Source organism: Nocardiopsis sp. Huas11 (genome assembly GCF_003634495.1).
GTDB lineage: Bacteria > Actinomycetota > Actinomycetes > Streptosporangiales > Streptosporangiaceae > Nocardiopsis.
The window spans coordinates 4,941,657-4,953,916 of the sequence record NZ_RBKY01000001.1 but is presented as its reverse complement, the minus strand read 5'-3'; the positions used below and the strand labels follow the sequence as shown (position 1 = coordinate 4,953,916).

General features: G+C 71.7%; 9 protein-coding genes. 5 read left to right on the top strand and 4 right to left on the bottom strand.

Annotation, left to right across the window (positions count from 1 at the left end; all coding sequences use genetic code 11):
- Positions 1–75 precede the first annotated feature (75 nt).
- Complete coding sequence (locus DFP74_RS22380) at positions 76–1,875, top strand: bifunctional UDP-sugar hydrolase/5'-nucleotidase (RefSeq protein ID WP_121184417.1); 1,800 nt, start codon at positions 76–78, stop codon at positions 1,873–1,875.
- 308 nt (positions 1,876–2,183) lie between these two features.
- On the opposite strand, the gene DFP74_RS22375 is transcribed toward DFP74_RS22380, so the two are convergent.
- A complete protein-coding gene (locus tag DFP74_RS22375; RefSeq protein WP_121184415.1) occupies positions 2,184–2,786 on the bottom strand; it encodes a DUF4291 domain-containing protein in 603 nt (200 codons plus the stop codon).
- 113 nt (positions 2,787–2,899) lie between these two features.
- Positions 2,900–4,942 (bottom strand): aminodeoxychorismate synthase component I, encoded by a 2,043-nt coding sequence (gene pabB, locus DFP74_RS22370; RefSeq protein WP_121184413.1) that lies wholly within the window; start codon positions 4,940–4,942, stop codon positions 2,900–2,902.
- Between the two features lie 177 nt (positions 4,943–5,119).
- Between pabB and DFP74_RS22365 the strand changes: the two genes are divergently transcribed.
- Positions 5,120–5,377: an SHOCT domain-containing protein gene (locus DFP74_RS22365; RefSeq protein ID WP_121184411.1), complete on the top strand. Its 258-nt coding sequence runs from the start codon at positions 5,120–5,122 to the stop codon at positions 5,375–5,377.
- 308 nt (positions 5,378–5,685) lie between these two features.
- Positions 5,686–7,350: an ABC-F family ATP-binding cassette domain-containing protein gene (locus tag DFP74_RS22360; RefSeq protein ID WP_121184410.1), complete on the top strand. Its 1,665-nt coding sequence runs from the start codon at positions 5,686–5,688 to the stop codon at positions 7,348–7,350.
- A gap of 61 nt (positions 7,351–7,411) precedes the next feature.
- Here DFP74_RS22360 and DFP74_RS22355 read toward each other — a convergent pair whose 3' ends face one another.
- A complete protein-coding gene (locus tag DFP74_RS22355) occupies positions 7,412–8,839 on the bottom strand; it encodes a sugar porter family MFS transporter (RefSeq protein WP_305037062.1) in 1,428 nt (475 codons plus the stop codon).
- 255 nt (positions 8,840–9,094) lie between these two features.
- Between DFP74_RS22355 and DFP74_RS35225 the strand changes: the two genes are divergently transcribed.
- A complete protein-coding gene (locus DFP74_RS35225; protein ID WP_370013421.1) occupies positions 9,095–10,708 on the top strand; it encodes an acyl-CoA dehydrogenase family protein in 1,614 nt (537 codons plus the stop codon).
- A 102-nt stretch (positions 10,709–10,810) separates the two neighbouring features.
- On the top strand, positions 10,811–11,872 hold the full coding sequence (gene bioB, locus DFP74_RS22340; protein ID WP_121184408.1) for a biotin synthase BioB: 1,062 nt from the start codon (positions 10,811–10,813) through the stop codon (positions 11,870–11,872).
- Between the two features lie 63 nt (positions 11,873–11,935).
- On the opposite strand, the gene DFP74_RS22335 is transcribed toward bioB, so the two are convergent.
- Positions 11,936–12,229 carry a YiaA/YiaB family inner membrane protein gene (locus DFP74_RS22335; protein ID WP_121184406.1) on the bottom strand — a complete coding sequence of 98 codons (294 nt, stop codon included), beginning with the start codon at positions 12,227–12,229 and terminating at the stop codon, positions 11,936–11,938.
- Between the last annotated feature and the right edge of the window lie 31 nt (positions 12,230–12,260).

Sequence of the window (12,260 nt, the reverse complement as noted above, 5' to 3'; positions counted from 1 at the left end):
TGCACTTCCGTGCCACGGCGCGTCTCACTAGCCTGAAGCGCTCGCACGTCACCGAACACCGGAGGTAGAACCACCATGGCCGCGGACTCCCCCCTCTCCCGACGCGGCGCGATCGGCGGGCTCAGCGCGGCCGGCGCGCTGGCCCTGGCCGGGTGGCCCGGCACCGCCGCCGCGTCCTCCACGCGTGACGCCCTCATCACCGTCATGGGGACGTCCGACCTCCACGGCTACTGCCTGAACTGGGACTACTTCAAAAACGCCGAGTACGAGAACGCCGACGGCGACCACATCGGCATCGCCAAGGCCGCCAGCCTGATCAAGCAGGTGCGGGCCGAGCGGGGGACGGACAACACCCTGCTGTTCGACTCCGGCGACACCATCCAGGGGTCGTCCCTGGCCACGTTCTACAACAGCGTGGAGCCCTTCACCGAGACCGGTGAGACCCACCCGATGGCGCTGGCGATGAACGCCGTCGGCTACGACGCCGTGGCCCTGGGCAACCACGAGTTCAACTACGGCCTCGCGCACCTGGACGCGTGGATCGAGCAGATGGACGCCCCCGTCCTGGGCGCCAACGCCGTGCGCCACGGCACCGACGACCCCGCCTACAAGCCCTACGTCCTCAAGCGCATGAGGGTGACCTGCACCGACAAGCCCGGCAAACAGCCGCTGACGGTGGGCGTGCTGGGGCTGACCAACCCCGGCACCATCATCTGGGACCGCCGCCACGTCGAGGGCGAGCTGGAGTTCCGCGACCTGGTGGAGACCGCCGCCCACTGGGTGCCGATCATGCGCGCCGAGGGCGCCGACATCGTCATCGTCAGCGCCCACTCCGGTGACAACGGCACCTCCTCCTACGGCGACGACCTGCCGGTGGAGAACGCCTCGGCCCTGGTGGCCGAGGAGGTCCCGGGCATCGACGCGATCCTGTTCGGGCACTCCCACCGGGACGTGCCGGAGCGGTTCGTGACCAACCGCGTGACGGGCGAGGACGTCCTGATGTCGATGCCCTCGTTCTGGGGCCGGCGCCTGTCGGTCATGGACCTGGCGCTGCGCCGTGAGCGCGGCCGGTGGCGGGTGGTGTCCAAGAGCGCGGTCGCCCTCAACGCCAACACCGTCGAGGAGGACCCGGACGTCCTGGCGGCGGTCGAGGGCCAGCACGCCACCGCCGTGGACTACGTCAACCAGGTGATCGCGACCTCCACCGAGGAGCTGAGCGCGGCGCGCGCCTGCTGGACGGACACCGCGATCGTGGACTACATCCAGCACGTGCAGATCGAGACGGTCCGCGCGGCGCTGGCGGGCACTCCGGAGGCGGACCTGCCGGTCATCTCGATCGCGGCGCCCTTCAGCCGCTCCGCGGTCTTCCCGGCCGGCGACGTCAGCATCCGCGATATGGCGGGTCTGTACATCTACGACAACACGCTGCTGGCCAGCGAGATCACCGGCGCCCAGGTGCGCGCGTACCTGGAGTTCTCCGCCCGGTACTTCGAGCAGGTCGCGCCGGGTGCGGCGGTGGACCCGGAGCGGATCACCAACGCGGGCGGCACCCCGGACTACAACTTCGACCAGATCGCGGGGCTGGAGTACGAGATCGACATCTCCCGGCCCTCAGGGCAGCGGATCACCTCGCTGACCCTGGACGGCGCGGAGGTGGCCGACGACCAGCGCTTCGTGATGGCAGTGAACAACTACCGCCAGTCCGGTGGCGGCGGCTTCCCCCACATCGTCGACGCCCCGGTGGTCTACAACGAGCAGATCGAGGTGCGCCAGGCCCTGATCGACTACGCCACCGAGAGCGGCACGATCGACCCGGCCGACTTCCACACGGTCAACTGGCGCCTGGTCCGAGAGGGCGAGCCCGTCTTCGACTGAGGGGCGGGAAGGGGCGCCGGGCCCCGGAATACCGGGCGCCCCCTCCTGGTTACACCCTTCGCAGGCCAGTGCGGTAGAAAGTGTCCCCCGGGCTCACACACAGCCTTCACGGAATACCGCGTCCGGCGCCTACGGGCGACCGGGCGGCAGGAACCGTGTTGTGCCCCTTGCCGAGAGGCGACCGCCGTATTGGTCTCGCACGTCGGAGGTCCCATCGAGTCACATCGGTGGGACCTTCGGCATGTCCGGGGTGCGCGCGAGCCGGAGGGCCGCCGCTGCCCCGTCGCGCGGCCGACGCCGCGGGGTGTTCACTCCGGGGCCGGCCGCAGGTGGTCCAGGTCCCGCTCCTCGATCGGGTAGGGCCGCTCCCGCGGCAGCAGGTGCGTCGCGCCCTCCAGGTCGCCCGCCTCGACCAGCGCGCGGACCTCGTGGGCCAGCGGGGTCACGTCGGTGAACGAGACCGCCCACTCGTCGGCGTAGCGGCGCGTGGCCTCCCCCGCCAGCCCCAGCTGGAGGGAACGGTGGCTCAGCGGGCGCAGGCGCAGGTCGCGCTCGGGGTCCCACTGCACGCGGGCCGGGTTCTCGCGCAGCAGGCCCTTCCACTCGTCGTGGTCGGCGTGCACATCGGCGTTGAAGTGCGACAGGCAGGCGTGGCGCAGCGCCCACTCGAAGCCCTCGCGGGTGATCTCGATCGCCAGGACCGTCTCCTGGTTCTCCTTGCGCCCCCAGCCGCAGCGATACATCATCCACAGGAACGACGGCTTGATCCAGGTCATCCGTTCACGCTTCCACGAGGACGGGAAGCGGCCGTCGCGGACGGCGGGGCCGCCGATGGCCGGGTGGTAGGCCTGGTACACGGTGACCGTGTCATCGGTGAATCCGGCGCGGATCTGGTGTCGAGGGATCTCCATGGGCGACAAGCTTCGGGCCCGCCGGGCGTGTGGGCAAGCCCTTTTCCCGGGTCGACCCGGGACCGGCCGTCGAAGGCCCGGCCGCCGAAGGACCGGCCGCGTCGGCGCCGGGGTCACCGGCCGCGGGCCGGGACCTCGGCCTTGAGCAGCATCTCCCGGTACTCGTCCTCAGGATCGGAGTCCAGCACGATCGCCCCGCCCGCGCCGATGACCAGCTCACCGCCGGCGCGCACGGCCGTACGGATGACGATGCTCAGATCCGCCTGCCCCGTGTGCGACACGTAGCCGAGCGCGCCCGAGTACACCCCCCGTGCCGAGGACTCCAGCCGGTCGATGAGCTCCATCGTGCGCAGCTTGGGGGCGCCGGTCATCGATCCTCCCGGGAAGCAGGCGCGCACGGCCCCCAGCGTGGACACCTCCGGGCGCAACCGCCCCCGAACGGTGGAGACCAACTGGTGCACGGTGGCATAGGACTCGGTGTACATGAAGGCGGGCACCTCCACGCTCGCGACCTCGCACACCCGTCCCAGGTCGTTGCGGAGCAGGTCCACGATCATCAGGTTCTCGGCGCGGGTCTTGGCGCCGGTGCGCAGATCGGCGGCGGCCCTGGCGTCGGTGGCCGGATCAGGGTGGCGGGGCGCGGTGCCCTTGATGGGCCGGCTCTCCGCCACGCGATCGGCGTCCACGCGCAGGAAGCGTTCGGGTGAGGCGCTCAGCACGCTCACGCCGCCCACCCTCAGCAGGGCGGCGTACGGCGCGGGGCTGGCGGCTCGGAGGCGGCGGTAGAAGTCCAGTTCGCCTCCCCTTCCGAGGTCCGGCAGCCGAACCCGGTTGGTCAGGCAGATCTCGTAGCTCTCGCCGTCGGTGAGGTGGCCCAGGCAGGCCTTGACGCCGTCCACGTACCGCTCGCGCGGATGCTCCAGCAGGGCGGGCAGGTCGACGGGCGCGGCGGAGGGGGCGGGAGCGGGCAGAAGGGGCAGGTCCGTCAGCGCGTGACGGGTGGCCTCGAGCCACTCCTGGGCGTCCGGGGCCTGGTCCGCGCACACCACGTACGTGCGGTCCTCGTGGTGGTCGACGGCGACGAAACGGTCGCAGCGCATCCACACCGCGTCCGGGGTGGCGGCGGTGTGGGCACGGGCCGCCCCGCAGTCCGCCTTGAGTTCGTAGCCCAGGTAGCCGACGTAGCCGCCGGTGAAGCCGAAGGGCAGGCCGGTCTCGCCCGGTGTGTGGCGGGTGCGGCGTTCCAGCGCCTCGAACACGTCGCCGGGTTCCGTTCGTGTTCCGGCGGCGGTCCGTACCCGCACACCCTCGTCGCCGACGTCGTAGGTGAGCACCTCGGCGGTGGGGCCGCGAGCGTCTCCGAGGAAGGAGAAGCGGGCGGGCCCCTCGGGGCGGGAGCTGTCCAACCAGAAGGCGTGCTCCGCTGCGGAGTACAGGTGAGCGTAGGCGCGCTCGGTGTCCACGGCGTACGGCAGTGTCACGGAGCGGATCTCAGGCGCGGGGGCGGTCGCGGCCACGGCCTTCGGAGACTCCTGTGCGCCGGTCCCCCGGCCCACGGCGGCCCTCGCCGCCCCGCGGTGTTCCCGGGCCATGGTCAGGAAGTTGGCGACCAGGTCGGCGCCGTGCTCGCTGGCGACCGACTCGGGGTGGAACTGCACGCCCCAGCGCGGCAGATCCCGGTGGCGCAGGCCCATGACCACGCCGTCCTCGGCCCAGGCGGTGGCCGCCAGGGTCTCGGGCAGGGGTTCGGGGACGGCCAGGGAGTGGTAGCGCACGGCGGTGAAGTCCTGCGGGAGACCGGCGAAGAGTCCCGCTCCGTCGTGTCGGACCCGGGCCAGGTGACCGTGGCGGGGCTCGGGCGCCGAGCAGACCTGGGCGCCGGCCAGGTGCGCGATGGCCTGGTGGCCCAGGCACACCCCCAGGACCGGAAGGCCGGTGTGTTCCAACAGAGCCGGGACCCGGCCCAGGTCGCGGGGGGTCTGCGGGCGGCCCGGGCCAGGGGAGACGACCACGGCGTCCACGGAGGCGGGATCGAGGTCCGCCCACTCCGGGGCGTCGTTGGTCAGCACCCGGGGCTCCTCACCGAGCACGCGGGCGAGGAGCTGGAAGACGTTGAACGTGTAGGAGTCGTGGTTGTCCACGAGGAGAACGCGCATCCCGCCCCTTCTCGACCGGCCTACGGATGGCGACGTTCCAGGTTACGTGTTCAGGAGGTATCGGGCACGCCCGTCCAGATCGTGCGCGGGCCGCACCCTGGCGGCGGGCCCCCAGGGAGAGTAGACAGGGGGGAGGCGGGGCAGGCCGGCCCGCGCAACAGCCGAAGGAGCGCAGCCGTGAACGTCTTCATCGCCGCGATCTCGCTCGCGGTCGTCCTGGGTCTGGCCTTCTGCTTCGTACTCGCCGTCACCGAGGTCGGCCGGGCACTCGGACGGCGCATCGGCGGACGGCCCATCGATCCCGCCCCGTCCGCTCCACCGAACCCCGCTCCCCCGCCGGACGCCGCGGCGCAGGAGCTGCGGATGCGCTACGCCCGCGGCGAGATCAGCCGCGAGGAGTACCTCCAGCGCAAGATCGACCTCGAAGAGTTCTGAGCCGCCTCCCCTCCGAGCCGCTTTCCCACGAGCCGCGTCACACCGGACGACGGTTGACACCCGCCGCGCAGTGGGTAGGATCGCCCACGTCCTGTTGTCTCCGATCGAGGTGGACGTTGCGCATCTAGGTTCGCGATCATCACGCGGTACGGCGCCGGTAACCGGCCTGTCCGTCGCGTGCATGGAACCTTGGTGCATGAGCCGTCCCTGCCTCGTCCAGGACCCTCTCGCCGCTCTCCCGGCCGACCGCCGCGTGGTGCTCGCATACGAAGCCCTTTCCACACCGCTTCCGTCTGCGAGAACTTCCCATGTCGAAAACCAGCACCACCACCAGCGCCGCCGTCGCCTGCTCCGACCTGACCTTCCAGTGGAAGGACGGCACGGTCGTCTTCGACGGCCTGTCGCTCACCCTGGGCAGGGGGCGCACCGGCCTGGTCGGCGCCAACGGCGCCGGCAAGTCCACCCTGCTCCGGCTGCTGGCCGGGCGGTTGCGCCCGTCCCGGGGGTCGGTGACCGTCGGCGGCAGCCTGGCCTACCTGCCGCAGAACGTCACCCTCGACACCGGCATGAGAGTCGACCAGGCGATGGGCATCGCCGACACACGCGCCGCCCTGCACGCCATCGAGTCCGGGGACGCCTCGGAACGGCACTTCGAGACGGTCGGCGACGACTGGGACATCGAGGAGCGCACGCTGGCCACCCTGGGGTCGCTCGGCCTGGGCGGGATCGAACTGGACCGCACCGTGGGCCGGCTCTCCGGCGGCGAGACCGTCCTGCTGCGCCTGGCCACGGTCCTGTTGGAGCGCCCCGACGTGCTCCTGCTCGACGAGCCCACCAACAATCTCGACCTGTTCGCGCGCCGCAGGCTCTACGACACCGTGGAGACCTGGCGCTCGGGCTCCCTGGTCGTGGTCAGCCACGACCTGGAACTCCTGGAGCGCGTGGACCGCATCGCCGAGCTGCGTACCGGCTCGGTGACCGTCCACGGGGGCGGCTGGACCGCCTACCAGGAGGCCCTCGCCGTCCAGCAGGAGGCCGCCGAACGCACCCTGCGGGCCGCCGACGCCGACGTGCGGCGGCAAAAGCGTGAACTGGAGGAGACCCACATCAAGCTGGCCCGACGCCAGCGCACGGCGAAGAAGGCGGCCGCGGAGCGCGGCATCCCGAAGATCGTCCAGGGCGCGCTGAAACGGGCCGCCCAGGAGTCCGCGGGCAAACTCCGGGGCACGCACGAGGAGCGGCTCGACGAGGCGCGCGAGCGGCGCGAGGAGGCGGCCGACGCGGTCCGCGACGACGCCGAGATCAGGGTGGACCTGCCGCACACCGAGGTGCCGAGCGGCCGCTCCGTGCTGCGCCTGAGCGGTGTGCGCCCCCGGTTCGGCCGGCTGGTCTCGGGGGACCTGCTGGTGAGCGGACCCGAACGGATCGCGCTGGTGGGGCGCAACGGCGCGGGCAAGACCACGCTGCTGCGCGCCATCGCCGGGCAGCAGCCCCCGGAGGAGGGCGAGGTCGAGGTCTTCGTGCCGACACGGTTCCTGCCCCAGCGGTTGGACGTCCTGGACGAGGAGCTGAGCATCGCCGAGAACGTCTCCCGCGCGGCCCCGGGTGTGAGCGCCCAGCACATCCGGGCCCAGCTCGCCCGCTTCCTGTTCAAGGGGAGCCGGGCCGCGCAGAACGCCGGGACGCTGTCCGGAGGCGAACGCTTCCGGGCCTCCCTGGCGGCGACGATGCTGGCCTCTCCGGCGCCACAGCTGCTGATGCTGGACGAGCCCACCAACAACCTGGACCTGTCCAGCGTGCGGCAGCTGACCAACGCCCTGGAGGCCTACCGGGGCGCACTCGTGATCGCCAGTCACGACCTGCGGTTCCTGGAGTCGGTCGGAATCACCCGCTGGCTGTCGCTGGGCGAGGAACTTCGGGAGACCACCGCCGAGGAGGTACGCGAGGTGTTCACCGGAACCGCGGCCACGTAGGCGCTTCCGTGCGCGCTCCCGCGAGGGGCGCGGGCACGCTCGCCCTTGGCGAGAACACGCCCTAACCCTGCATCTCCTCCAGGGTCTTGCCGCGCGTCTCGCGCACGAACCGCCACACGAAGAAGAACGACAGCAGGGCGAAGAACGCGTACACCATGTACGTCCCGCTCAGGTTCCAGTCGCGCAGGCTCGGGAAGCTCACCGTGATGAGCCAGTTGGTGAGCCACTGGGTGGCGGTGGCCACGGCCATGGCGGCGGCGCGGATCCGCAGCGGGAACATCTCGCCCAGCAGCACCCACACCACCACGCCCCACGACAGGGCGAAGAACAGGACGAACGAGCTGGCGGAGATCAGCGCCACCACACCCCAGCCGAACGACAGGGAGGCCTGGTCGCCCACCACCACCGCGTTGCTGAACGCGTAGGCGGTCAGGCCCAGGGCCACGGCCATGCCGGCCGAGCCGACCAACAGCAGGGGTTTGCGGCCGATCCGGTCCACCAGGGCGATCGCGATGACCGTACCCACGATGTTGACCACGGAGGTGAACAGGCTCAGCAGCAGGGAGTCGCTCTCGGCCACGCCGACGGACTGCCACAGCGAGCTGGAGTAGTAGAAGATCACGTTGATGCCGACCAGCTGCTGGAAGGCCGAGATCGCCATACCGATCCACACGATGGGCAGGAGCCCGTACCGGCCGGTCAGGTCGCGCAGCCGTGGGGCCCGCTCCGTGCCCAGGGCCTCGTGGATCTCCGCGATGCGCCGGTCCACCTGGGCGCGGTCCCCGCCCTCCACGTCCGCCAGGATGCGGCGCGCCTGGTCCACGCGTCCCACCCGCACCAGGAACCGGGGCGACTCGGGGATGGTCAGGCTCAGTCCGACGTAGAGCAGCGCGGGCAGCACCTCGACGCCGAGCATCCACTGCCAGGCCTGCAGCGGTCCGATGTCGTTCTGGGCACTGCCGCCCGCACCCTGGGCCACGGCGTAGTTGACCAGCTGGGACATGGCGATGCCCAGGACGATCGCGAGCTGTTGCAGGGCGGCCAGGCGGCCGCGGAAGGGCGCGGGTGAGACCTCGGCGATGTAGGTCGGCGCGATCACCGACGCCATGCCGATGGCCACGCCGCCCAGGACCCGCCAGAACGTCAGGTCCCACACGGAGAACGGCAGCGCCGAGCCGATGGCGCTCACCGCGAACAGGAGCCCCGCGAGCTGCATGACGCGGATGCGGCCGAGGCGGTCGGCCAGGGAGCCGGCGGTGGCGGCGCCCAGTGCACTGCCCAGGAGCGCGGCGGCGACCGTGAAGCCGAGCGTGGCCGGCCCCACTCCGAACTTGAGCTGGATCGCGTCGACGGCGCCGTTGATGACGGAGCTGTCGTAACCGAAGAGGAACCCGCCCATCGCCGCGGCCCCGGCGATCATCGTCACGTGGACGATGTTGGCCTCCCCCTCGACGGAGGCTCCCGCCGCGTCCTTGCCTGTGTCGCTCAACGTCCTACCCCCTCTCAGTGCACGCACCGATGGGTGCGCCACAGCTCCAGCGTGAGGGAGAGGCGGGCCGGGGTCGATCGCGCAACGCCCCTGGGGCCAAGTTCGGATCGATCGTTGACCCGCCGCCGACCCGACGGGCCGAGGGGCAGCGGGGTCCGCGGCGGCTGCACCCGCGCCGGTCAGCTGTGCGGGTCGAACCGCTCGCGCGCGTCGGGGTCCTGGAGGAGGCGGGCCGGAGAGCCGGGACCCGGCCGTATGGACACGTCGTCCGCCAGGGCCGGCCTCTACACACCCGACTTCGCGCTCCAGCTAGCCGCCGACCCCCCCGGGCTGCTCCAACCCGTGGTCGCCGAGAAGATCTTCTGGGGCGACGGGCCCGAACAGAGCGGCGACAGGCAGGAAGGCGCCCAGCAGGGCCTGGCCCATGCCGGCCGCTCTGTTCGGGACCGCCACCAAGGAACAGATCGACACCTGGCTCCCCGAGTTCTTCGGCACCCCCGGAGACCTCGCGGCCACGCCCTCTTCCTCATCCCGCCCGGCACACGCGGCCTCGGTCAGGGCCAGAAGTTCTCCAAGCACGGACTGCGCGCCTCCCACATGTTCGAGCGCGGGGAGTCCTTCGCCCGCGCCGAGGGGAGCATGGCCAGACTCAAGGCCAGTGAGGTCGCCGTCCGCGCCACCGAGCGGGCCCTGCAGATCCTGGGCGGCAACGGCTACACCCGCGATGACCCCGTCGAACGCTGGGCCCGCGACGCCAAGATCTTCACGATCTACGAGGGCACCAGCGAGATCCAGCGCCTGGCCATCAGCCGGGCCCTGTCCGGCCGCCGTCACCGGAGCCGTCATCCCGGTCGACGGGGGCGTCCGCACCGCCGGTGGGACCGGCCGGTCCCACCGGGGCCGCCATGGGAGGATCGCGCCATGAGCGCGTTCATCACTGCGGAGCAGATCGCCCGCCGTACCTCCCGTGCCCTCGACGCGGCCGTCCACGCGGGGCGCGGCCTGGGACTCACCGTGACCGACGCCAAGGTGCTGCACGACGTGTTCTCCGTCGTGGTGCACCTGGCGCCCTCCCCGGTGGTGGTCCGGGTGCCCACCGTGCTGCCGCGCTACGCCGACCCCGAGGCCCAGGCGCGCCGGCAGCGGTCGGAGCTGGACGTGGCCCAGTGGCTCGCGGACCAGGGAACGCCCGTCATCCCGCCCAGTCCCCTCGTGCCCCGCGAACCCGTGCTGCACGACGGGTTCGCGATGACGTTCTGGCAGTGGGTCGAGGAGGCCCCGGCCTCAGCGCCCGACTACGTGGCCAACGCCGCCCTCGTCGCCGACCTGCACGCCGCCATGCGCGACTACCCCGGCGAGCTGTCCTTCCTGTCCGCGGCCGAACCGCCGTTCATCGAGGACAGCCTCGCGCTGCTCGAGGGGCGCCCCGACCTCATCGACGCGGCCGACCTGGACCGCGCGCGCCGGGAATGGCGGGTCCTGGAGCCCTTGGTGCGCTCACGCGAGGCGTTCGAGAGGACGTTCCCCGGCATCGGCCTCCAGCCCGTCCACGGCGACTCCCCGGCCGTGAACATCTTCTCCGGTGTGGACGGGGACCTGTACTCCGACTTCGAGCTGGTGACGCTGGGACCCGTGGAGTGGGACCTGGCCGCGCTCGGGCCCGACGGCGAGGCCGTCTACGACCGTCGTGCGCACGACCTCGGTCTGCGGCCGCTGGACGAGGGCGTCCTGCGGTTCGTGAACGCCGTGGGGATGCTGAGGGCCGTGTCCTGCCTCGCCCTCGCACCGCAGCTGCCGCTGCTGATGGACGCCCTGCACCCGCTCGACAGGTGGCGGGCCATGCCGTTCGCCGGAGGCCTGGCGGACTGACGGCGCACACCTCGCGACGAGCGGCCCGTACAAGACTCGGGCCGCGTTTTTTGGCGGGTTGGAGGGCTGCGCCCGGGCCGGTCTGCCGCCAGGATCGTCCCCGTGACGACATTCCAGCCCCTGGCCGAGAAGGCCCTGCGACGTCAGTCGCCCACCCGTGCCGAACTACTCGCGGTCCTCTCCAGCTCCGACGACGACCTCCTGGACCTGGTCGCCGCCGTGTTCAAGGTCCGGCTGCGCTACTTCGGCCGCCGGGTGAAGCTCAACTACCTCGTCAACATGAAGAGCGGGCTCTGCCCGGAGGACTGCTTCTACTGCTCACAACGCCTGGGCTCCGAGGCGGAGATCGTCAAGTACACCTGGCTCAAACCCGACGAGACCGCCAAGGCCGTGTCCGCGGGGGTCCAGGCGGGCGCCTCGCGCGTGTGCCTGGTGGCCAGCGGTCGCGGACCCACCGACCGCGACGTGGACCGGCTCGCCCCCACCATCTCCGGCATCAAGGAACAGCACCCCGGAGTGGAGGTGTGCGCCTGCCTGGGCCTGCTCTCCCAGGGCCAGGCCGACCGGCTGCGCGAGGCCGGCGCCGACGCCTACAACCACAACCTCAACACCTCCGAGGAGCGCTACGCCGACATCTGCACCACGCACGAGTTCGCCGACCGGGTGGACACCGTGGAGCAGGCCAAACACGCGGGGCTCTCCCCCTGCTCGGGGCTGATCGCGGGGATGAAGGAGAGCGACGAGGACCTCGTGGACGCCCTGTTCGCCCTGCGCGAGCTGGAGCCGGACTCGGTGCCCGTCAACTTCCTCATGCCCTTCGACGGCACGCCGCTGCAGGGCACCTGGGAACTGACGCCGCAGCGCTGCCTGCGCATCCTGGCCGCGACCCGGCTGGTCTTTCCCGACGTGGAGGTGCGCCTGGCGGGCGGCCGCGAGATCCACCTGCGCTCGCTGCAGCCCCTGGCCCTGCACGTGGTCAATTCGCTGTTCCTCGGCGACTACCTCACCAGCGAGGGGCAGGCGGGCAGCGCCGACCGGGAGATGATCGAGGACGCCGGGTTCGAGATCCAGAGCGCCGGCGAGCCCACGCTCCCCAAGGAGCGCCACGACCTGCTCAGGGCGCGCCGGCGGGGCGCTGGAACCGCTCTTCCGCCCAACGCCTGACCGCCGGCGGGCCGTGGACGCGTCCGGAGCGCGCCGCCGCGTGGCACGCGCGGCGGCGCCGGCTCACGAACGCTGGGCGGGCTGCTGTTCCGTGCCGTTCCAGATCGGCATCTGCTGGTAGTACTGGGCCTGCTCGGCGGCCAGCACGTCCTCCTGGCGGTCGCGCACGCACTTGGCCAGGGTGAAGGTCGCCGTGATCACGAACAGCACGCTCATCCCGAGGAAGGCGCGCATCCACAGGTCGACGGGCAGGTAGGCGATGCCCACCGAGACGCCGATGGTCGAGACGGCGAACGCGATGATCGACTGGAGGTAGAACTGCGGTGTGGTCCTGGTCTGGGGGGTGGGGATGCTCATGGACCCATCTTCGCCCGGTGCGGCGCGCCGT